Below are 23,320 nucleotides of genomic sequence, written 5' to 3'. Positions count from 1 at the left end.
ACTATGGTGAATATAATGGCTGACAAACAGAAGCTTTCAGCATTCATGGACGGAGACCTGATCGACGACGCGCTAATCGAAGCGCTTGAGAATGATCAGGAGAGCAAACAAACCTGGCAAAACTACCACCTAATCGGTGATGTAATGCGTGGCGATGAGCCACAGAGCTTGGATTGGAATATTGCTGAGAGCGTCGCACTGGCACTCGATGATGAGCCAGCACATCAAGCGGTAAGTAAAGAGACAGTGATGCCGATTGAGGCACAACCTACACCGTCGCAAGCGAAACGTCAGCTACCTGCATGGTTAACTCAGTTTGGCCAAGTGGGCATTGCAGCGTGTGTATCGCTCGCCGTTATTTTAGGTGTGCAGCAGTTCTCTGGACAAGATGCAACGCAACCTGAAATTGAGCAGCTACCTGTTTTGCAAACTATCCCATTTGCGGGTAGTGCAGAGCCGGTAAGCTTGACTCGTGATTCAGTCGCGAGAACTAACCAGAATGAAAGCACTAACGTGCAAGAGCAGCGTCGCCGCATTAATGCTCTGCTTCAAGACTATGAGCTACAGCTACGCTTAAACAGTGACGATCAATCGTCTCTGACTACGGATACAGAATCGGTAATTGAATGAAAAAACTTCTGACCAGTTCGTTATTGCTGTTCAGTTTGTTTGCTAACTCGGCCTTTGCAGAAGAGCAATCTTCTGTAGAGGCTTTATTGCATCAAATGAATGACGCCAGTCAGCAATTGAACTACGAACTGTCCTATATCCTGATCAAAAAGAACAGTATTGAGCCTTTGTTGTATCGACATGCGAGGCATGAAGAGCAGCAATTGGCGCATTTGGTTTACTTGAGTGGCCCGGTTCGCGAGGTTATCCGCCGTGGCAACGAAGTCAGCTACATCGAACCTGGCGCCGATCCGTTCACAATAGAGTCGGGCAAGATGGTGGCACCTTTGATGCCACTGCTTAACAGTGATATCAAAAAACTGAGCCAGTATTACGACTATGTTCGCGTTGGCCGTGCCAGAGAAGCTGGAGCGGCGGCACAAGTATTTCGTGTGGTACCAAAAGACGGTCTTCGCTACTCCTATGTGTTGTGGGTGGATGAAAAAAGCAAGCTTCCATTGCGCGCTGATCTTCTCGACCGAGATGGTGAGATCCTCGAACAGTATCGTGTGATTTCATACTCCATCAACGACCACATCGCGACCATGCTTAGCTCACTCGATGAAGTACAACTGCCTGCGGTATTGTCGCTGCCAAAAGGCAATATCGAACAAACCTTCTGGCAAGTTGGTTGGGTACCAAGTGGCTTTACTCCGAAAGATCTTAATCGTTATCGCATGATCGCCACTGAAGATGTGGTGGAGAGTCAAATGTACACCGATGGCTTATTTAGCTTCTCTGTGTATGTCTCAGATCGAGACAGTAACTCGATGAAAGGCCAGTTAATTCGCCAAGGACGCCGCACAGTGCACAGCATTGTCACTGGAGACATGCAGGTCTCTGTGGTTGGCGACATTCCTCCTGCCACCGCGCAGCGTATCGCACAATCTGTTAAACTGAACAAAGTACAGCAAGCAGATGAAGGCGTAACCCCATGATGACCGCTCTTGCAACGGTGACCTCGGTTAAAAGCCGTGGTCATCGTTACCAAGTTAAATTGAGCTGCGACCAACAAACCAGTTGCAGCTCTTGCCAATCAAAAAACAGTTGTGGAACCGGTATAGTCACTAAAGCGGTCGGAAACAAGCAACTGAGCTGGCATCTACTGACCTCCAAAACCGTCAACCCTGGCGATGTTGTTGAAATTGCGTTTCCAGAGAAAAGTCTGCTGCAATCGGCGGCATTGATCTATTTATTGCCCCTGCTTTTTCTATTTTTAGGCGCGATGGCTGGCCAGTTGTGGCTGGCGCCACTGCTTGGCGGTAGTGAGCTGGTGGTGATTGGTTTTTCAGCAGTTTCTGCTTACCTTGGTTTCCGACTCGCGAAAAAATGGGTGTCACCAATGGAAGCAGCATCGCACCAACAGGTTGAATTGGTGCGGGTGCTCGGGCAGTCCATTGCCTAAATAAGGTGCGAACCGCAACGAAATTGGGTAGAATCTGCCAACTTAATTGAAATGCGTGTTTTTTCCGCTATTTCATTCCCTAATTGTTTAAGAGTTTAGCTACACCAAATCTATGAAGCACATTCGTAACTTTTCTATTATCGCCCACATTGACCACGGTAAGTCGACGCTGTCTGACCGTTTGATCCAAGTTTGCGGCGGCTTAAGCGACCGTGAAATGGCGGCACAGGTTCTTGATTCTATGGATCTAGAGCGCGAGCGCGGTATCACGATTAAAGCTCAGAGTGTTACTCTGGATTACACGGCGAAAGATGGGGAAACCTATCAGCTAAACTTTATCGACACTCCAGGACACGTTGACTTCTCGTACGAAGTATCACGTTCATTGGCTGCCTGTGAAGGCGCACTACTGGTTGTTGATGCGGGTCAGGGCGTTGAAGCTCAGACACTGGCTAACTGCTACACGGCGATTGAAATGGAACTTGAAGTAGTTCCAATTCTCAACAAGATCGATCTTCCAGCGGCAGAGCCAGAGCGCGTTGCTGAAGAGATCGAAGAGATCGTCGGTATCGACGCGATGGAAGCGGTTCGCTGTTCTGCGAAGACCGGTCTGGGTGTTGACGACGTTCTTGAAGAGATCGTAAAAGCGATCCCAGCGCCAGAAGGCAACCCAGAAGATCCACTGCAAGCGCTTATCATTGACTCTTGGTTCGATAACTACTTAGGTGTTGTTTCTTTGGTTCGTATTAAAAACGGCAAACTGAAGAAGAATGACAAGATCAAAGTGATGAGCACTGGGCAAGTTTGGGGTGTAGATCGTTTAGGTATTTTCACACCAAAGCAGATTGACACGACAGAGCTTAACACTGGTGAAGTTGGCTGGGTTGTATGTGGTATCAAAGACATCCTTGGCGCGCCAGTAGGTGATACACTGACTACGGCTAAGAATGGCTGTGAAGTTGCACTACCAGGCTTCCAAAAAGTAAAACCTCAGGTATACGCGGGTCTATTCCCTGTATCGTCTGATGATTACGAAAACTTCCGCGATGCACTAGGCAAACTTAGCCTAAACGATGCGTCACTGTTCTATGAGCCAGAAAGTTCAGCTGCACTTGGTTTCGGTTTCCGTTGTGGCTTCTTGGGTATGCTTCACATGGAGATCATCCAAGAGCGTTTAGAGCGTGAATACGACCTAGACCTGATTACGACAGCGCCGACGGTAGTTTACGAAGTAGAGAAAACTGACGGTTCACTTCACTATGTTGATAGTCCAGCGAAACTGCCGGCAATCAACGATATCGAAGAAATCCGTGAGCCAATTGCGCGTTGTAATATCCTGGTACCATCAGATTACCTAGGTAACGTCATTACGCTTTGTGTTGAGAAACGTGGCTCTCAGGTAGATATGGTTTATCACGGTAATCAAGTTGCTGTGACTTACGATATCCCGATGGCAGAAGTCGTACTCGACTTCTTTGATCGTCTGAAGTCGACGTCTCGTGGTTATGCATCACTGGACTACAACTTCCAGCGTTTTGAAGCGTCGAACATGGTGCGTGTGGACGTACTGCTGAACGGCGATACGGTAGACGCACTAGCAATCATTACTCACAAAGATCAATCTCAGACTCGTGGTCGCCAATTGGTTGAGAAGATGAAAGAGTTCATCCCTCGTCAGATGTTCGATATTGCGATTCAGGCTGCGATCGGTAACCACATCATTGCGCGTTCTACTGTGAAACAGTTACGTAAAAACGTAATCGCGAAATGTTACGGTGGTGACGTGAGCCGTAAGAAGAAACTGTTGAAGAAACAGAAAGAAGGTAAGAAGCGTATGAAGCAGATCGGTAACGTCGAGCTGCCTCAAGAAGCGTTCCTTGCGATTCTACACGTAGGCAAAGACTAATCCTTTTGCCTGACGTGGCGACATAATACAGCAGAAGTGAAAGTGCTCAGTGAGTGCTTTCACTTTCGTTATTTTTAAAGATACGAAAATTAAGGGAATTGAATGGCTAATACCTTCTCATTGATCCTCGTCATCGTGACGTTAGTGACTGGTGTTGTTTGGGTTTTGGATAAGCTCGTATTGAGAAAGCAGCGTCAGCAGAAGCTGGCGGGTATCCAAGCGCAAGCAAATCAAATTGATGAAGAGACAGCAAACAAAGCGGTCGCTCCATCTTGGTTTGTTGAGAATAGTGTTTCAATTTTCCCTGTAATTGCCTTTGTTTTGGTGCTGCGTTCGTTCATCTACGAACCGTTCCAAATCCCATCAGGCTCAATGATGCCAACACTACTGGTTGGTGATTTCATCCTAGTTGAGAAGTATGCCTATGGACTAAAAGATCCAGTATGGCGAACTCAGTTGGTTGAAACTGGCAAACCTGAGCGAGGCGATGTTGTCGTATTTAAGTACCCACCGCAGCCAAACATTGACTACATTAAGCGTGTGGTTGGCCTGCCGGGTGATACGGTTCGTTACAGCGCTCGTAAGGATATCTGTATTCAGCGTCCTGGTGAGTCAAGCTGTAAGCCGGTTAAGCTGTCTAATGTCCAAGACAGTCCGTTTATCCAAAATGGTATCCCGCTTATCCAAATGGATGAAAAGCTGGGTGAAGTCGGTCACCAAGTACTGGTGAATCCACTGCGTCGCGACCGTGTTGATCAATATCAGCCTCGCAACGGCGTGAACGAATGGGTTGTGCCAGAAGGTCAGTACTTTGTGATGGGTGATAACCGTGACAATAGTGCCGACAGTCGTTACTGGGGCTTTGTGCCAGAAGGCAACCTAGTAGGCAAAGCCGTGGGCATTTGGATTAGCTTCGAATTTGAACGTGGTGCAGATAGCATTCTGCCTACATGGATCCCAACTGGTGTCAGATTTAATCGCATCGGTGGAATAGACTGAACGAGAGAGCATGAATTCTCCTATTAAACTTTTAGAAAAAAAGCTCGGCTATCAGTTCAATGATAGCGAGCTGTTGATGCTGGCGCTGACTCACCGCAGCGCCCACGGCAACCATAACGAACGACTAGAATTTCTGGGCGATTCAATTTTAAGTTTTGTCATTGCTGACGATCTTTACCATCGTTTTCCTAAGGTAAACGAAGGGGACATGAGTCGAATGCGTGCCACCTTGGTTAGAGGTAACACTCTGGCTGAGCTAGGGCGTGAATTCGTCTTGGGAGATTACTTAAAATTAGGTCCAGGCGAGCTGAAAAGTGGCGGATTCCGTCGTGACTCCATCTTGGCTGATGCTGTTGAAGCGATCATTGGTGCAATTTATCTTGATAGCGATGTCGAGATGGTTCGCGGTATTGTATTGAGCTGGTATCAGTCGCGCCTTGAAGCGATCCAGCCCGGTGTGTCGCAAAAAGATCCGAAAACTCGCCTACAAGAGTTTCTACAAGGTCGAAGAAAACCACTCCCTGTCTATACAGTGACTAATATTAAAGGGGAAGCGCATAACCAAGAGTTTACCGTTTCCTGTGAAATAGCAGGTGTGGATAAGCCTGTTATCGGCAAAGGCACCAGCCGCCGCAAGGCAGAACAAGCGGCTGCGGAACTGGCTCTAGAGAAACTGACCAATGTCTGATAAACCAAACTCTGATCAAGAATTCGATCTCGATGCGTACTTCGCTTCGTCAAGTGAGTCAACGAGCTCTGAAACTCAAGAAAGCACAGGTGATCAACACTGTGGTTTTATCGCTATTGTGGGTCGCCCTAACGTGGGTAAGTCGACGCTGCTAAACCGCATCTTAGGACAGAAAATCTCGATCACCTCACGTAAACCGCAGACAACGCGTCACCGCATCATGGGTGTGGACACCGAAGGTGACTACCAAGCGATTTATGTGGACACTCCGGGTCTGCACATTGAAGAGAAGCGCGCGATCAACCGTCTAATGAACCGTGCGGCAAACAGCTCTTTAAGTGATGTGAACTTAGTGCTATTCCTTGTTGATGGCACGCAGTGGACTGACGATGATGAGATGGTGCTGAACAAGCTACGTAAATCAAATTTCCCGGTTATCTTATGTATCAACAAAGTAGACAACGTCAAAGATCGCAACGACGTAATGCTGCACATGCAAGAGATGACCAAGAAAATGGAATTTGTTGATGTAGTGCCGATTTCGGCTAAGCACGGCAAAAACATCGACGTGATTCGTCAACACGTTCGCAACCACCTTCCTGAAGCGGTTCACCACTTCCCTGAAGAGTACGTGACTGACCGTTCTCAACGTTTCATGGCGTCTGAAATTCTGCGTGAAAAGCTGATGCGATTCACGGGTGACGAGCTCCCTTACTCGGTGACGGTTGAGGTTGAACGCTTTGATTACAACCCTGATACGGATGGTTTCCACATCAATGCGCTGATTCTTGTTGAGCGTAGTGGCCAGAAGAAGATGGTGATCGGTAAGGGTGGCGAGAAAATCAAAACTATCGGCCGTGAAGCTCGTCTTGATATGGAAGAGCTGTTCGATCGTAAAGTGTATCTAGAGACCTGGGTAAAAGTGAAATCAGGTTGGGCTGATGATGAGCGTGCGCTGCGCTCTCTTGGCTACATCGACGATATCGAAAATAAATAATACCGTAGATCAGAGTGGCACCAGCCGCTCTGATCCCTTTTAGACAGAATATGACCTATGGATGGATTGCAACGCTGCTTTGTTTTGCATCGAAGACCTTACAGTGAATCGAGCTTAATACTCGATGTATTTAGTGAGGAATTTGGTCGCGTCACGCTGCTTTCCAAAGGCGCTCGAAGTAAGCGCTCGAACCTCAAAGGCGCTCTACAGCCTTTTACCCCATTACTGTTAAAGTGGTCCGGCAATGGCTCAATGAAGACATTGAGGCAAGCGGAAGCCATCAGTCTTGGTCTGCCGTTAACCGGTGTGAACCTCTATTCTGCCATGTACGTGAATGAGCTGATTGCTCGCGTGTTGGCAAGTGAGATCCCGTTTCCTGAATTATTTCACGACTATCTTCAAGCTTTAACAGAGCTCGCCCATAATACCAATCCTGAACCTGCCTTGCGGCGTTTTGAACTCGCTCTCCTTTCTGCAATGGGATACGGTGTAGACTTCTTGCATTGTGCTGGTACCGGCGAACCTATAGATCCGACAATGACTTATCGTTATCGGGAGCAGAAGGGATTCATTGCCAGTGTGCGGAGAGACAACCTGACCTTTTTAGGTGAAGAGCTCATTGCCATCAGTGAGCGACGTTTCCTGAGTAAAACACAGTTACAAGCGGCAAAACGCTTTACACGCATAGCATTAAAGCCGTATCTTGGCGGAAAACCATTAAAAAGCAGGGAGCTGTTTCGAGTGAAGCAGTCCTGATCATGGAGTAATCATCGATGAGTTCTATCCTTTTAGGTATCAATATTGACCATATCGCGACCCTACGTAATGCTCGCGGTACTAAGTATCCAGACCCAGTACACGCAGCAGAAATTGCTGAGCGTGCCGGTGCCGACGGCATCACGATTCACCTTCGTGAAGACCGCCGCCACATTCTAGACCGCGACGTGCGTATCTTGCGTGAAACGCTTCAGACTCGCATGAACCTAGAAATGGCAGTGACCGATGAGATGATCGACATCGCGTTAAAAACTAAGCCTGAATTCGTGTGTCTGGTACCAGAGAAGCGTGAAGAACTTACTACTGAAGGTGGTCTAGACGTTAAAGGTCAGTTTGAGAAAATCAAAGCAGCGACAGAGAAGCTTACGGCAGCTGGCATTAAAGTGTCTCTGTTTATCGATGCTGACCGCGAGCAGATCGATGCGTCGAAAGCAGCAGGTGCGCCATTTATCGAACTTCACACCGGTCACTACGCGGATGCAGAAACCGAAGAGGATCAACAAGACGAACTGAAGAAGATCGCGGCTGGTGCAAGCTACGCGGCTGACATCGGTATCACGGTTAACGCGGGTCACGGCCTGACTTACCACAACGTTGGTCCTATCGCGGCATTGCCAGAGATCTACGAGTTGAACATTGGTCACTCAATTATTGGCCGCGCTGTGTTTGATGGTCTTCATAAAGCCGTTGCCGACATGAAAGCGGTCATGGAAGCGGCGCGCCACGGTTAATCCGCGCGCGGTAAATAACGAGTAGAGGCTATATTGAGTGGCAATCTTAGGGCTTGGAACAGACATTGCGGAAATCGAGCGTGTAGAAAAGGCGTTATCACGAACGGGTGAGGCGTTTGCTAAGCGTATCTTGACTGACAATGAACTGATTCAGTTCCAAAATCTAAAGCAACAAGGGCGCTTTCTAGCGAAGCGCTTTGCTGTCAAAGAAGCCGCCTCTAAGGCGCTCGGTACCGGTATTGCCCATGGGGTGACATTTCACGACTTTGAAGTGTCCAACGATGAGCACGGCAAGCCCATCCTAACGCTCAATAAAAAAGCCGCACAGATTGCGGCTTCTATGGGGGTGGTCTCTAACCACCTCTCTATTTCTGATGAGCGACACTACGCTGTTGCAACGGTTATATTAGAAAGCTAGAACGATCTAGGCGTTGGAATCTAAGATCCCGACTCTTCTTTTCCCTTCAGATATAACTCAGAACTTTTCAACACCTTCTCCATCTCATCTTGCAGTTCAAACAGTTCAGGCTCAATGTCTTCCAGACTGTCCCCCGCACGCAGGGCTTTCTCTATCGTCGCACAGATGGATTTGAGTCGTGGTACACCGCAGTATGAGCAGCTGCCATGCAGCTTATGGATTAGGTGGATCACTTGATCCACGTCGTCAAAGCCATTGTCGAGTATGTTGTCGGCAAGCTCACCCACCTCAGGGATAAAGTCGACCAACATTTGTAGCATATCGATGGCGAGGTCTTCTTTATTGGCTGCTTGTTTAAGCGCTGCATTCCAGTCAATGACTTGTGATGTTGGCTTTTCCACCACGATAGGTGTGGCTTCAGCCGCAGCGCTAACATCGGTAGGGGCGACAAAGTCTAAGCAGGCTTCCGGCTCTGCTGGGCGCACAGGCACCCATTTGTTGAGTACCTGAAGTAGCATAGTTTCATCAATCGGCTTGGTGAGATAGTCGTCCATGCCTTCTGAAAGTAGGCGGTCACGTTCACCACTCATTGCGTGAGCCGTTACCGCAACCACAGGTGTGGCTGCGTTTTGCTGAGTCTCTTTAATGAGCTTACAAGCCGTCACGCCATCCATTTGCGGCATCTGAATATCCATGAACACGATATCAAAGTGCTGTTCTTGCGCTTTTTGCACTGCAGCCTGACCTCTCGTGCAAGACACCACGGTTTCGACGCGCTCAGAGAGCAGCGCAGTGATAAGCTTAAGGTTTGCTGGGTTATCGTCTACAGCCATGACGTTGAGGCTGCGTTTTTCTGTTGAAATCACCTCGACTGCAGGCGCTAGCTGAGCAGGCTGTTTATCGACTAACGATTGCAGCAGCTTTTTGCGTGACAGGGGTTTAGTCAAACATTGCACTTGGTGCGTTTGCATCAGGTAATCTGACAGTGCCAACTGGGTGCTAGCCGTACCTATGATGATGTTTGACGTCGATTGTTTGCAGCGTGTGATCCACTCTTCAATGACTGCGAGCGGCACTTCTTCATTGGTCGGTAAGCAAACAATAATGTAATCGAACGACTCGACACGCTCTGGCAATGTAGAGCGGTAGGTGACCATCACGCCTTCGTTGGTAAGCGTTTGTTGCAGCACCGACGCTGCTTGCATGTTCGGCTCTACCAGCAGTAGTCGCTTGTTATGGATAACTGCAGGGTCGATAGGGTCGAGCATTGGAATGTCGGTTGAGCTGAGTTTCACGGTAAACCAGAATGTAGAGCCTTGGTGCAGGCGACTGGTGAGGCTAATATCACCGCCCATTTGACCAACTAATTTCTGGGTAATAACCAGACCAAGACCGGTGCCGCCATAACGTCTTGAGATACTTGCATCGGCTTGACTAAACGCTTGGAACAGCTGCGCTTGCTGGCGTTCGGAGATGCCGATACCGGTATCGCGAACCATAAATTGCAGCTCGACACGATCCTCTTTACTGCTTTTTAGCTCCACCGAAATGTCGATATTGCCGCGCTCGGTAAACTTAATCGAGTTGCCAACTAGGTTAGTTAAGATCTGTTGAATACGCAGCGGGTCGCCGACTAGGCCGCTTGGGATTTTCGGATCCACTTTCAACGTCAGCTCAAGGCCTTTTTCGTGGGCGCTGGTGGCTTGCAGAGCAACCACTTCATCTAAGCTGTCTTGGAACTCAAATGGGATGTTTTCTAGCGCCAGTTTACCCGCTTCAAGCTTCGAGAAGTCGAGAATATCGTTGATGATGTTGAGCAGGTTGTTGGCCGATTTTTCGATAGTCTGTAGGTAATCAGTCTGGCTGTTGGTGAGTTGAGTTTTTAGCATCTGACGGGTAAAGCCAATCACGCCGTTGAGCGGTGTACGTAGCTCGTGAGACATGTTGGCCAAGAACTCAGATTTCACCCGAGCAGCTTCTTGAGCGCGCTTTTTAGCGATGTCGAGTTCCACGTTCTGGATTTCAAGCTGCTCAAGCGTCTCACGAAGGTCTGAGGTGGCTTGGTCGATACTGTGCTGCATCTCCACGTGGTATTCAGACAGTGATACTGCCATGGCGTTGATACCATTTTTTAGCGAGTCGAGTTCACCGTGCATTTTGCCTTCAATACGCACATCCAGATGACCTCGGCGGATGCGATCCACCATGTTTTTCATGTGTGAGATAGGGCGAGTGACGTCATACATCAAACGATAGGCAAAGATGCCGGACAGAATAAGCCCTAGCACCAAAACCAAGATGGCCGAGAAGACCTCCTGATACTGCTGCAATCGCAGCGAGGATAGGTCAAGCTCAATCGCCACGTAGCCAAGCATTTGACTTGTGGGGGTTAGCTCTCGGGCATCGGTCGCGAGCTGACTCTCTGCAATCACAGGAGCTCTGAGAATTAAGGTGTTGTCGCCAAACTCAGAGGAGCTAAGAAACGGGATGGGTTTGTCCTTGGGAAACGTCAGCGTGTCGAAATTTGGATGAAAGTTGGAGGTAACAAACAGCTCATGAGAAGCGTCGAAGACGGCGATACTGCGGACAAACTTGGAGTTTTTACGGTGCGCGTAACTAATCAGGCGTCTGACCGACTCTCGGTTTTGATTCACAAGCCCCTGCTCACTGGCAATCGCTAGCGGTTCAATAATACTTGAACCAGCATTAAGTACCTGTGACTCAAGGTCGTGATAACGGTTATATGAGAAAAAGGCACTAAGAAGAAGACCGATGATAAGGGTCGGTGCCAAGGTTAATGTGATTACGCGAGCGCGAAGGCCGTATCTGGTCATGTTAATTCGACATCATTATTTACCAACAGAGTGTCATCTGATGGGGGGATATGGGACAATACCCAGTATTGCATCCTCAAGATGACGTAAGCTTAATCAAAGCAGCGCTGTTCGACAATCATTCAGACCCAGAATAGTGAAACTCTAACAATATTTTATAGGCGCAAAGCATTAATGCTTTGCCTTGGAATTGGTCATGGCACGTTTTTTTAAACCAACAAAGAAAACCTCTTTCTCCAAAAAGCACCAAGAAGTGCAAATTGAACGCATGGATCACCACGGTGCCGGTATCGGCTACCTCAACAACAAACCAGTGTTTGTTGAGGGCGCGCTTGCGGATGAGAAGGTGTTGGTGCAGCTGACCGAAAGCAAAGCCAAATTTGCTAAAGCGAATCTCATCAAAATACTCAAGCCCGCTGAGCAGCGTGTTGAACCATTTTGCCCGCACTACAATGAGTGTGGTGGTTGTAATCAACAGCACTTAGAGCGCGAAGCACAAATTACCAACAAAGAGCGCGTATTGTCGCAGTTGATGACAAAGTTTGCCGGCCAAACGCTGGATTTATCCCCATCCATTACTGGCGAAGGGCTAGGTTATCGCCGCCGAGCAAGGCTTAGTATCCACCTCGAGAAGCAGCGCGGTCTAGTGATGGGCTTTCGCCGTAAGCAGAGCAATCAGATTGTCGATGTCGACCATTGCCCTGTGCTTGATGACAAGCTCAATGCTTTGATCCCTCAGCTACGTAGTATTTTTGCTGACTTCAAGCAGCCAGCGACTTTGGGACACCTTGAACTTGTGCTTGGTGACGCTGAGCCGGTTGCGGTAATTCGTCATACCAAGCCTTTGACTGGTAAAGACCAAGCGCGTTTGAAAGCATTTGCAGAGCAAGCCGGCGTGACGCTCTACCTTATGCCAGAAGCAAATCAGCTCGATAGAGTCGTCGGCGAGCAGCCGTTTTATGGCGAAGTCGGCGTGAAGCTGCCATTTTTGCCATCGCACTTTATTCAAGTTAACCAAGCGATTAATGCGCGTATGGTGGCTCAAGCGCTTGAATGGCTAGCACCAGAGTCAACCGAACGCGTACTAGACCTGTTCTGTGGCCTCGGCAATTTTACCTTGCCGCTTGCTAAGCAAAGCGCCCATGTGGTTGGTGTTGAAGGGGTACAAGACATGGTCGATTGGGCGGCGGACAACGCGAAACTTAATGGCCTTTCGAATGTCGAATTTTATCAGGCGAATTTGGAACAAGAGCTGTCGCAGCAGCCTTGGGCATCCCAGCAGTTTGATAAGATTTTGTTAGACCCAGCGAGAGCGGGTGCGAGCGGTGTAGTGGACCAAGTTTCCGCATTAGGTGCGACACGTGTCCTTTATGTTTCTTGCAATCCTGCTACCCTTGCGAGAGACAGTCAGAGCCTACTCGAACAAGGCTATACATTGACTCGTTTGGGTATGATGGATATGTTCCCTCATACCAGTCATCTTGAGTCGATGGCGTTGTTTGAAAAATAATGCAGATGTCATAGTAATAACGCTAACTGGGATAGGTTAGCGAACCAATAAACTAGGAAGAAAAAGAAATGGTTGCGGTAAGAAGCGCGCATTTGAACCCAGAAGAGCAGTTCAATTTGGATAATTGGATTGCGTCACTTAAGCAAGATAAAAACACCTCAAAAAGATTGAAAGACGTTTACCGTCAGTGTGAGGAAATCGTTGCCGATAGTGAGCAAGGGGCCTTGCTGTTGTGGCGCGGGAGAGAGATGAATGAAATCCTCATTACCCTGTCTATGGATAAAGCCACGTTGGTGGCAGCACAGCTCTATCCAGTCGTCTCTAGTGGCCTTTACGATCGTGAGCTACTAGAAGAAAACTACGGTAAAGAAATCATCAAACTGATCGACGGCGTTGAAGAAATGGCCGCCATCGGTCAGCTCAATGTCACCCTTGAAGACTCTGAGGCGTCGGGACAGGTCGATAATGTACGTCGCATGCTACTTGCGATGGTAGACGACTTCCGCTGCGTGGTGATTAAGCTTGCGGAGCGTATCTGTAACCTACGTGAAGTGAAAGATGAGTCAGATGACGTGCGCCGTGCGGCCGCAAAAGAGTGTGCCAACATTTACGCACCACTCGCTAACCGTCTGGGTATCGGTCAGCTCAAATGGGAAATCGAAGACTACGCCTTCCGCTACCAGCAGCCAGATACCTACAAACAAATTGCCAAGCAGCTTTCCGAGCGTCGTATCGTCCGTGAGCAATACATCAAAGACTTTGTTGATGACCTCACCAGTGAGATGCAAGCCTCTAGTATCCTTGCAGAAGTGAGTGGTCGTCCAAAGCACATCTACAGCATCTGGCGTAAGATGCAGAAGAAGAGTCTGGATTTTGATGAGCTGTTTGACGTGCGTGCGGTGCGAATCATCGCCGAGCGTTTGCAAGACTGCTACGCGGCACTGGGCGTCGTGCATACCAAATATAAACACTTACCTAGTGAGTTCGACGATTACGTCGCCAACCCAAAACCGAATGGTTACCAATCGATTCATACTGTGATCTTGGGGCCAGAAGGTAAAACCATTGAAATCCAAATCCGCACTAAGCAGATGCACGAAGACTCCGAGTTGGGTGTTGCTGCGCACTGGAAGTACAAGGAAGGCGGCAGTAGTGGCCGCAGCGGATACGATGAGAAGATCACTTGGCTGCGTAAGTTACTCGACTGGCAAGAGGAAATGTCAGACTCTGGCGAGATGCTTGATGAGCTTCGTAGTCAGGTGTTTGATGATCGCGTCTATGCATTTACTCCACGCGGTGATGTGGTCGACCTACCAATGGGCGCGACACCGCTTGATTTTGCCTACCACATTCACTCTGAAGTGGGACACCGATGCATTGGCGCTAAGGTAGCTGGACGTATTGTTCCGTTTACCCACAAGCTAGCAATGGGTGATCAGGTTGAAATCATCACGGCGAAAGAACCTAACCCATCTCGTGACTGGCTCAATCCGTCAACGGGTTTTGTACACTCTGGTCGAGCGCGCGCGAAGATCAATGCGTGGTTTAGAAAGCAAAGCCGCGAGAAGAATCTCGAAGCGGGTCGTGAGATCCTTGAGGCTGAACTGGCCAAGATCGGAGCTACACTTAAAGACGCTGAGCAATACGCCCTGAAGCGCTTCAACGTAAACTCTGCGGATGAGCTGTATGTAGGTATCGGCAGTGGCGATCTGCGTATCAACCAGATCATCAACCACATCAACGCCTTGGTAAACAAGCCAACCGCGGAAGAAGAAGATCAGCAAGCGCTTGAGAAGCTGCAAGAGTCAGAAAACAAAGCGCCAGCGCAAAGTCGCCCGCATAAAGATGCGGTAGTGGTGGAGGGGGTTGATAACCTTATGACTCACTTAGCGCGCTGCTGTCAGCCAATTCCAGGTGATCAGATAAAAGGCTACATTACCCAAGGACGCGGCATCTCAGTGCACCGCGCCGACTGTGAGCAGTTAGAAGAGCTCAGCCACCACGCGCCAGAGCGTATTATCGATACGGTTTGGGGTAACGGGTTTGTTGGTTCATACATTTTGACAATTCGTGTTGAGGCGATGGAGCGTGGTGGTCTACTTAAAGACATCACCGCTTTGTTGACCAACGAAAAGATCAAGGTGACCAGCATGAAGAGCCGCAGTGATTACAAGCGTCAGCTATCTATCATGGACTTTGATCTGGAAGTGAACAATATTGAGGTGTTGTCGCGCGTGACTAAGCGTATTGAGCAGATTAAAGATGTGATGAATGTGAAGCGGTTGGGGTAGTTTAGCGTACTATTTTAAGCTTGGCGATTTTACCCCCTCTAGCTCCCCCTTATTAAGGGGGAGAACCTATACTAGCTCCTAGCGTCGCATCGTATTTTGTAAGGCGATGCGCAGCGAGCCAGTATGCTCCTCCCCTTAATAAGGGGAGGCTGGGAGGGGTAAAAAACCACGCGCTCCCAACCAAAAAAACACAACCAAGGGCGAGTGCTACCACACTCGCCCTTGTCGTAACCAGGAACTTAACATGACCCAACCTATAGACCAACTCCTCACCATCATGGCGCAGCTCCGCGATGAAGAAAAAGGCTGCCCATGGGACAGAAAACAAACCTTCGAAACCATTGTTCCTCACACCATCGAAGAAACCTTTGAGGTTGTCGATGCGATTCACAACAAAGATTGGCCGAACCTAAAAGAAGAGTTGGGCGACTTACTTTTCCAAGTCATCTTCTACAGTCAGATGGCCAAAGAGCAGGGCTTGTTTGATTTTAATGAGGTAGTAGAAGGGCTTAACGAGAAGCTCACACGCCGCCACCCGCACGTTTTTTCTGACGTTGAGTTTGAAGATGAAGCGGCGATCAATGCCAACTGGGAGGTTGAGAAACAGAAGGAAAAAGCGCAACTAGGCAAAACCGCGCAAAGTATTCTAGACTCAATACCACAGTCGCTTCCTGCGCTTTCTAAAGCCAACAAAATACAGAAACGTTGCGCAAAATTTGGCTTCGATTGGGATGCACTTGGGCCGGTGGTCGAGAAGGTTCAAGAGGAGATTGAAGAAGTCGTTGAAGAAGCGATTCAAGTCGATGTAAACGAAGATAAACTGGAAGAAGAAGTGGGCGATCTTTTGTTTGCAGTAGTGAATCTTGCGCGCCATTTGAAGAAAGAACCTGAAGTGGCGCTAAGAAAAGCCAACGACAAATTTTCTCGCCGATTTAAGGGTGTAGAAACGCGTGCTGCGGGTGAAGGTAAGTTACTGACAGACTTTAGTCTTCAAGAGCTGGATGCGTTTTGGAATGATGTAAAAAAACAAGAAAACTGCTCGGATTTGTGAACGGCTTCTCACTGGTGTACGTTTCTACTATTGATTTGAAGCAAAAAATAAAAATTTTGAATGTGATAAGTTTCACGTTGTGGCGGTAATGGGCTTCTGGTATATTTGCATCCCGTCCAGAAGAAATCCATTTTCCCTCATTCAACCAACTTCAGGTTAAACATGACGACAAATTATATTTTTGTTACTGGCGGGGTAGTATCCTCTCTAGGTAAAGGTATTGCAGCAGCATCTCTTGCAGCAATTTTAGAAGCACGTGGTCTTAAAGTGACCATGATGAAGCTTGACCCTTACATCAACGTTGATCCGGGCACAATGAGCCCAACTCAGCACGGTGAAGTGTTTGTCACGGAAGATGGCGCTGAAACTGACCTGGACCTTGGTCACTACGAGCGTTTCATCCGTACCAAGATGACAAAACGCAACAACTTTACTGCTGGTCGTGTTTACGCTGACGTTCTACGTAAAGAGCGTCGTGGTGACTACCTAGGTGCGACTATTCAGGTTATCCCACACATCACAAACGCTATTAAAGATCGTGTCATTGCTGGCTCTGAAGGCCACGACGTTGCGATCGTTGAAGTTGGTGGCACAGTTGGTGATATCGAATCTCTACCATTTATGGAAGCAATCCGTCAGCTAGCGGTTGAGCTTGGTCGTGAGCGTGCAATGTTCATGCACCTGACTCTAGTTCCTTACCTAGCGGCTGCAGGCGAAGTGAAAACTAAGCCAACGCAACACTCGGTGAAAGAGCTTCTATCTATCGGTATCCAACCAGATATTCTTGTTTGTCGTAGTGATCGTGCGATCCCTGCAAACGAGCGTAAGAAGATTGCTCTGTTCTGTAACGTACAAGAGAAAGCGGTAATCTCAATGAAGGACGTAGATTCTATCTACAAGATCCCTCAGTTGATTAAAGCACAAGGTCTTGACGATCTTGTTTGTACTCGCTTTGGTATCACCGCTCCAGAAGCAGACCTATCTGAGTGGGAACAGGTTATCTACGAAGAAGCGAACCCAACAGCAGACGTTGTTATTGGTATGGTTGGTAAGTACATTGAGCTTCCAGATGCGTACAAATCGGTAAACGAAGCGCTTAAGCACGCGGGTCTTAAGAACCGTCTGAACGTGAAGATCAAGTACGTTGACTCACAAGATGTTGAGAGCAAAGGCGAAGAAGCACTAGCAGGTCTAGACGCTATTCTTGTTCCAGGTGGCTTCGGTGACCGCGGTATTGAAGGTAAGATCCTTGCTGCGAAATACGCTCGTGAGAACAAAGTACCTTATCTAGGTATCTGTCTAGGGATGCAAGTTGCGCTTATTGAATACGCTCGTAACGTAGCGGGTATGGAAGGCGCACATTCAACAGAATTTAACAAAGAGACGAAATACCCTGTGGTAGGCTTGATCACAGAGTGGGTTGATGGTGAAGGTAAAGTTGAAGAACGTACTGAAACCTCTGATCTTGGCGGTACAATGCGTCTAGGTTCCCAGCTATGTCACCTTGAAAAAGGAACGAAAGCGTACGAACTATACGGCAATGCGAAGATCCACGAGCGTCACCGTCACCGCTATGAAGTCAACAATGTACTTCGTCCTCAGATTGAAAAAGCAGGTCTAAAAGTTTCTGGTCTATCAGCAGACAAGAAACTGGTTGAAGTGATCGAGAACCCAGCACACCCATGGTTTGTTGCTGCGCAGTTCCACCCAGAATTCACTTCAACACCACGCGATGGTCACCCACTATTCTCTGGCTTTGTTAAGGCAGCAGGTGAATACCAGCGCGGTACTGAAGAAAAGTAAAAAGGATACGGGCGGCAGCGAAGGTTGTGCGGCTGCCCTAAATTTGACATTTATATTTAATGAGAGGAAACATTAATGTCTAAGATCGTTAAAGTTCTAGGTCGTGAAATCATCGACTCACGTGGTAACCCAACTGTTGAAGCTGAAGTTCACCTAGAAGGCGGTTTCGTAGGTATGGCTGCGGCTCCATCTGGCGCATCTACTGGTTCTCGCGAAGCTCTTGAGCTACGTGACGGCGACAAAGCACGTTTCCTAGGTAAAGGTGTTCTTAAAGCTGTTGAAGCTGTGAACGGTGCAATCGCTGAAGCTCTAGTTGGTAAAGACGCTAAAGCTCAAGCTGACGTTGACCAAGTAATGATCGACCTAGACGGTACTGAAAACAAGTCTAAGTTCGGCGCGAACGCTATCCTAGCTGTTTCTCTAGCAAACGCTAAAGCGGCTGCAGCGGCTAAAGGCATGCCTTTGTTCGAGCACATCGCTGAACTAAACGGTACTGCTGGTCAGTTCTCTATGCCTCTACCAATGATGAACATCATCAACGGTGGTGAGCACGCAGACAACAACGTTGACATCCAAGAGTTCATGATCCAACCAGTTGGTGCTAAGACTCTTAAAGAAGGTCTACGTGTAGGTGCTGAAGTATTCCACAACCTAGCTAAAGTTCTTAAGTCTAAAGGCTACAGCACTGCAGTTGGCGACGAAGGTGGTTTCGCTCCTAACCTTAAGTCTAACGCTGAAGCTCTAGAAGTTATCGCAGAAGCTGTTGCAGCTGCTGGTTACGAACTAGGTAAAGACGTGACTCTAGCTATGGACTGTGCAGCATCTGAGTTCTTCGACAAAGAAGCTGGCATCTACAACATGAAAGGCGAAGGTAAAACTTTCTCTTCTGAAGAGTTTAACCACTACCTAGCTGAGCTAGCGAACAACTTCCCAATCGTTTCTATCGAAGACGGTCTAGACGAGTCTGACTGGGATGGCTTCAAGCACCAAACTGAACTACTAGGTGACAAGCTTCAACTAGTAGGTGACGACCTATTCGTTACTAACACTAAGATCCTTGCTGAAGGTATCGAGAAAGGCGTAGCTAACTCTATCCTTATCAAGTTCAACCAAATCGGTTCTCTAACTGAGACTCTAGCTGCTATCAAGATGGCTAAAGACGCAGGTTACACAGCTGTAATCTCTCACCGTTCTGGCGAAACTGAAGATGCAACTATCGCTGACCTAGCGGTAGGTACAGCTGCAGGTCAAATCAAGACTGGTTCTATGAGCCGTTCTGACCGTGTTGCTAAGTACAACCAGCTAATTCGTATCGAAGAAGCTCTAGGTGAAAAAGCACCTTACAACGGTCTTAAAGAAGTTAAAGGTCAAGCTTAATCGCTGATTTTTAAGACTATTTAATGAAGCCGCTCTGAAAAGAGCGGCTTTTTTTGTACCTGATTTTTGTGAGTAGGTTAACTAAAATGGGTAACGGTGGAGTAACAGTATCCAGTATGTTACTTATGAATTAGCTCAGATGCGCTAAAGTGATAACAGTTCAATAAAACGTATCCCTACTTACTAGAGGAAAAGATCATGGCTAAAGTGACCAGCCCTACTACTACGTTTAACAACGAGTATTTCTCATTCATCGTTTCTGAATCTTGGAAGCACATCGGTGCTGACCAAACTCACGCAGATATCCTAGCGCACAACCTACTAGTAGGTGGCCTGCAAGGTAAACTACACCAAGGTCTTGGTGTAATCGAAGCGGTTACGATCCCTTACGAAGCTGGTATCCTAGATCCATCTACTACGCCGGAAATCGAGTCTGAAGGCGATACTTGGGCAGTTTACAACGGTAAGAAGTCTTCTGGTCACTATGTTTGTACTCTAATGGCACAAACAGCTATCGAGAAAGCTCGCAAGCACGGTATCTCTATCGTATTTGGTTACGACCACTGTGACGGCGGTAACTTCTCTAACTACACACAGATGGCAATGAAAGAAGGCATGTTCGCAATGTCTTCAAACAACTCTGTACCTCTAAACGCACCATTCGGCGGTATGGATCCAGCAATGTCTTGCCCTCCGTTCGATGCTGCACTAGTAGGCGGTGAAGAGCTACCTCTAGTAACGTCTATCATGATCGGTGAAGGTTACGACTCTCACATCTGTGATGCTATCGTAAATGACCGCGACCTACACGTTGCAGCTCTAGTTGACCAAGATACTGGTGAGCTAACGGCTGACGCGCGTAAATGGGGTTCTCTAATTGAAGGTTACGGCCGTGTTGCTGACTGTAAAGCACCATGGACGTTCCTAACGCCACGTCTTTACTCGCTAAACATCTGGAACGAAGTAATGACAGCAATCATCAACCCGAAAGGTAAGATTGCTCCTGAGCTTCCAGCAGTACCAAGTGATTTCTTCACTATGGAAGATGCGCCATGTCCAGTAGGTGGTTCTTACATCCTAGTTATCGACCCAAGCCACTTCGGCCCAATCGAAGAAGTGAAGCGTAAGAGCGACATGTTCGTTAAAGCAATCAAAGAAAACCGTCCACGCGCTGGCTTTGACAATGTTTACATCCCAGACGAGTGGGGCCTAAAAGCACTAGCAAACGCAACTGATGAGCACCAAGTAATGGACGCTCACTGGGACGGTTTCAAGTCTTTCCTAGAGCGTTCTGGCACTTCAATCGAAGAGCTAAACGCGAAGTGGGAAGCGAAAGTTGGCGCTGAGCGCGCTGCGGAAACTATCCGTAAATAATTGAAAATCATACGCACATGATTTTAAGCCCAGTCCTTTGGACTGGGTTTTTTTTGCTTGTAACCAACTGTTACTGGCTTAGTGAGATTGGTAGGGTTATTTTGAGGCGGACTGTCTGTATTGCTTTGGGCTACAGCCCTCAAACTTGTTGAACGCTCGAAAAAAGGGTGGTGCAGAGTGGTAGTTGAGTAGCTCTGCAATTTCAGCAATCGGCAGCGAGGAATTCGCCAAATACTCTTTGGCAAGCTGCATTCGGGTATCCAATACCAGCTGCTTAAAGGTGGTGTGTTCCGCTTCGAGTTTGCGTCTAAGCGTGCGAGAGGTCATGTTGAGGTCGTCTGCCACCATTTCCATGGTGGGTAAGCCATACTTCATTTGACTGAGTAGTTTAAAGCGAATTTGGTAGCTCAGCGGAGAGTCGAGGCTATTGTCGAGTCGCTGGCTTTGCACGGTGGCGATATGAGCAATGATCGCGGGTTGTAGCGTAATGTCATGGTGCACCCAATTGACGGGAAAGCGCAATTGATTGTTGTTGGCGTTAAAACTCAAGTTGTCGGTAAATATCTCTCGATACAATGGAGCGTAACTTGGCTCTTCGTAGGAAAAATCGACAAAAACATATTGAGATTTGAACAAGTCGCCAAGAAAATTTTTGAGTCCAAGGTAGTAGTGGCACAGAGACTCTTCAACATTATAGTGCTGCGCAGAACGTCCTTCAGAGCGGTCAACAATGGTGATGTAAGCCCATTCGCTATCGTAGCCAATATGAATATCCACATAATCTTTGGTCACAAACGAAAATTGTAACCCGGTATCGAGCAACTGCTTAATATTTTGACAGTTGATCATCGCATAGCCCCAGGCGCCCATATCTTGTAGCTTGAGTCGCTTTGCGATGCGCAGCCCCAGTCCATCGATGTGCAGTTGGTTTACCGTTAGATTGATCAGTTGGTGCACCTGGGAGACTTGGATTGGGTGGTAGTGCCCTTGATTGATACGCATGATGTCGGCTTTACGTAAAATCTGCTGAGCGTTGAAATCATGGCCTAGAGATTGGCGTACGATCGATTCCCAATGACCAATAATCGCCTGTAAAAAGTGCTGGTGGTTCAAAGAATACACAGATGTTGTCCCGAAATGTCACTTTGCTGTCCTGAAGTGTAATTAATAAATCCCAGTTTAGCCACTATAATAACCCTATCTTGAGAAGTCGCCTGAGCGGTTGCTCCAATAACTAGAGGAATTATCCATGTTTAAGCCAAAACGTGTTGAAATTGCGAAAGAGAAATTAGACCTATACCAAGACATCTACTGGAACAAGTCAGATGCGGATTTCTACATCAACGAAGACATTGCTCCTATGCAAGCTCGCATGGCTGAGCAAGGCGTTGAAGCATTTAGTTTGCTAGGTAAGCAGCACGTTGGTGCATTTGGTGCGCCATATGTGAACAGCTTCGAAGGCGTTGACATTGCAATGTACGGTCTAACCATGGATAAGTGCTCACCAAACGCTGGTGGTCACAAGTTCGGTCCTGCTGCTATCCGTGAAGCATCAAAAACGGGTATGGGCATGATTCACCAAGATGGCACTATGCCGTTCGAACTGTGTAACATCATCGACTACGGAAACTGGGATGGCCTAGGTCAATTCAACCTAGATGAAGAAATGCGTGCCGCGCAAGAAGTTGTTGATGACATGGTTATTAATCACGGTATCACGCCATTCTTCTTTGGTGGTGACCACACTGTGGCTTACCCAGGTCCTGCGGCACTGGCTAAAGTTCACGGCCCTGTATCGCTAATCCACATTGACGGTCACTTTGACCTACTGACTCGCAAAGATTTTGACTACGAGTCATACTCAGGTAACTGGTACTGCCGTCTCGCATCAGAAGGTGCAATGGATCCATCTACCAGTGTCAGTCTTGGTATGCGTGGTCGCTGGTGTGCATCACAGCAAGGTAAGGCGAAAGCGATTGGTGGTAACTTCTTCCTAGCGGATGAAATCTACGACCTAGGCATCGACTACATTGTTGAGCAGATCCTTGAGAAGCAAGGCGATGGTCGTCCAGTATACCTAACGTTTGACCTAGATGGCCTAGATCTTCTCGATCACAGTGCAAACTCAAGCCCAGATCCATTCGGTGTGACTGCGCGCATGTACTACGATATCTTCCGTAAGCTTCGTGCGACTAAGCGTATCAACCTAGTCGGTGCTGATATTGCTGAATTTGCTCCTCAGAAGAACTCTGACGAGAAAGATGCGCTACTAACAGCAGCATTCGGTTGGGAACTACTGACATGGTTGGCAGAGTGTCGCCACATCCGTGAAGGCAAAAAGAACCCAACAAACTGGCCAATGAACTTCGGTCGTAACATCGAGTTCTAAAAAGACCTGATACGCCTAAGTCGACGTCATCCCTGCGCAGGCAGGGATCTTTTCGCAACGTTCACCAAGCCTTTAGCCGATTCCTGTCTGCACAGATACAC

The 23,320-nt window shown here is 47.9% G+C and carries 19 protein-coding genes; 17 read left to right on the top strand and 2 right to left on the bottom strand.

Translation table 11 applies throughout. The features are described 5' to 3' along the window. Positions 1–3: 3 nt before the first annotated feature. The 10 genes from L4C42_RS07080 to acpS all read left to right on the top strand — a co-directional run bounded on the left by L4C42_RS07080 (position 4) and on the right by acpS (position 8,590). The gene (locus L4C42_RS07080; RefSeq protein ID WP_353497149.1) at positions 4–630 is read left to right on the top strand and encodes an RseA family anti-sigma factor; all 627 of its coding nucleotides are present in this window, start codon (positions 4–6) and stop codon (positions 628–630) included. Continuing rightward, positions 627–1,607 (top strand): sigma-E factor regulatory protein RseB, encoded by a 981-nt coding sequence (gene rseB / locus L4C42_RS07075; protein ID WP_353497148.1) that lies wholly within the window; start codon positions 627–629, stop codon positions 1,605–1,607. Before L4C42_RS07080 ends, rseB begins: the two co-directional genes overlap by 4 nt. Continuing rightward, positions 1,604–2,074: a SoxR reducing system RseC family protein gene (locus L4C42_RS07070; protein ID WP_353497147.1), complete on the top strand. Its 471-nt coding sequence runs from the start codon at positions 1,604–1,606 to the stop codon at positions 2,072–2,074. Before rseB ends, L4C42_RS07070 begins: the two co-directional genes overlap by 4 nt. Positions 2,075–2,186: 112 nt before the next feature. Continuing rightward, a complete protein-coding gene (gene lepA, locus L4C42_RS07065; protein ID WP_353497146.1) occupies positions 2,187–3,980 on the top strand; it encodes a translation elongation factor 4 in 1,794 nt (597 codons plus the stop codon). Positions 3,981–4,082: 102 nt separating this feature from the next. Continuing rightward, entirely contained in the window at positions 4,083–4,979 is an 897-nt protein-coding gene (gene lepB / locus L4C42_RS07060; RefSeq protein WP_429759903.1) for a signal peptidase I, read from the top strand. Positions 4,980–4,989: 10 nt separating this feature from the next. Beyond that, positions 4,990–5,667 carry a ribonuclease III gene (gene rnc, locus L4C42_RS07055; protein WP_353497144.1) on the top strand — a complete coding sequence of 226 codons (678 nt, stop codon included), beginning with the start codon at positions 4,990–4,992 and terminating at the stop codon, positions 5,665–5,667. Further along, a complete protein-coding gene (gene era, locus L4C42_RS07050; RefSeq protein WP_353497143.1) occupies positions 5,660–6,664 on the top strand; it encodes a GTPase Era in 1,005 nt (334 codons plus the stop codon). Before rnc ends, era begins: the two co-directional genes overlap by 8 nt. 57 nt (positions 6,665–6,721) lie before the next feature. Further along, positions 6,722–7,420 (top strand): DNA repair protein RecO, encoded by a 699-nt coding sequence (gene recO / locus L4C42_RS07045; RefSeq protein ID WP_353497142.1) that lies wholly within the window; start codon positions 6,722–6,724, stop codon positions 7,418–7,420. Between the two features lie 17 nt (positions 7,421–7,437). Next, positions 7,438–8,172, top strand: coding sequence for a pyridoxine 5'-phosphate synthase (gene pdxJ, locus L4C42_RS07040; RefSeq protein ID WP_353497141.1), 735 nt, complete (start codon positions 7,438–7,440; stop codon positions 8,170–8,172). Between the two features lie 37 nt (positions 8,173–8,209). Further along, the gene (gene acpS, locus L4C42_RS07035) at positions 8,210–8,590 is read left to right on the top strand and encodes a holo-ACP synthase (protein WP_353497140.1); all 381 of its coding nucleotides are present in this window, start codon (positions 8,210–8,212) and stop codon (positions 8,588–8,590) included. 20 nt (positions 8,591–8,610) lie between these two features. On the opposite strand, the gene barA is transcribed toward acpS, so the two are convergent. Further along, on the bottom strand, positions 8,611–11,424 hold the full coding sequence (barA, locus tag L4C42_RS07030) for a two-component sensor histidine kinase BarA (RefSeq protein ID WP_353497139.1): 2,814 nt from the start codon (positions 11,422–11,424) through the stop codon (positions 8,611–8,613). A gap of 196 nt (positions 11,425–11,620) precedes the next feature. On the opposite strand from barA, the gene rlmD reads away from it, so the two are divergent. The 6 genes from rlmD to L4C42_RS07000 all read left to right on the top strand — a co-directional run bounded on the left by rlmD (position 11,621) and on the right by L4C42_RS07000 (position 20,830). Then, complete coding sequence (gene rlmD / locus L4C42_RS07025) at positions 11,621–12,934, top strand: 23S rRNA (uracil(1939)-C(5))-methyltransferase RlmD (protein ID WP_353497138.1); 1,314 nt, start codon at positions 11,621–11,623, stop codon at positions 12,932–12,934. A 68-nt stretch (positions 12,935–13,002) separates the two neighbouring features. Continuing rightward, positions 13,003–15,225, top strand: a complete 2,223-nt coding sequence (gene relA / locus L4C42_RS07020) for a GTP diphosphokinase (protein WP_353497137.1) — start codon at positions 13,003–13,005, stop codon at positions 15,223–15,225. 244 nt (positions 15,226–15,469) lie between these two features. After that, the gene (mazG, locus tag L4C42_RS07015) at positions 15,470–16,276 is read left to right on the top strand and encodes a nucleoside triphosphate pyrophosphohydrolase (protein WP_429759898.1); all 807 of its coding nucleotides are present in this window, start codon (positions 15,470–15,472) and stop codon (positions 16,274–16,276) included. Between the two features lie 162 nt (positions 16,277–16,438). Further along, complete coding sequence (gene pyrG / locus L4C42_RS07010; protein ID WP_353497135.1) at positions 16,439–18,079, top strand: CTP synthase; 1,641 nt, start codon at positions 16,439–16,441, stop codon at positions 18,077–18,079. 75 nt (positions 18,080–18,154) lie between these two features. Continuing rightward, positions 18,155–19,456 (top strand): phosphopyruvate hydratase, encoded by a 1,302-nt coding sequence (gene eno / locus L4C42_RS07005; protein WP_353497134.1) that lies wholly within the window; start codon positions 18,155–18,157, stop codon positions 19,454–19,456. 198 nt (positions 19,457–19,654) lie between these two features. Next, entirely contained in the window at positions 19,655–20,830 is a 1,176-nt protein-coding gene (locus tag L4C42_RS07000) for an Ldh family oxidoreductase (RefSeq protein WP_353497133.1), read from the top strand. Between the two features lie 96 nt (positions 20,831–20,926). Here L4C42_RS07000 and L4C42_RS06995 read toward each other — a convergent pair whose 3' ends face one another. Then, positions 20,927–21,952, bottom strand: coding sequence for a helix-turn-helix transcriptional regulator (locus L4C42_RS06995; RefSeq protein ID WP_353497132.1), 1,026 nt, complete (start codon positions 21,950–21,952; stop codon positions 20,927–20,929). Between the two features lie 127 nt (positions 21,953–22,079). Here L4C42_RS06995 and L4C42_RS06990 point away from each other — a divergent pair, with 127 nt between their 5' ends. Then, a complete protein-coding gene (locus L4C42_RS06990; RefSeq protein ID WP_353497131.1) occupies positions 22,080–23,219 on the top strand; it encodes an arginase family protein in 1,140 nt (379 codons plus the stop codon). The last annotated feature ends 101 nt before the right edge of the window (positions 23,220–23,320 follow it).

The sequence above is a fragment of the Vibrio wakamikoensis genome (assembly GCF_050337275.1).
GTDB classification, from domain to species: Bacteria; Pseudomonadota; Gammaproteobacteria; order Enterobacterales; family Vibrionaceae; genus Vibrio; species Vibrio chaetopteri.
This window is presented reverse-complemented; position numbering and strand designations above follow the sequence as displayed.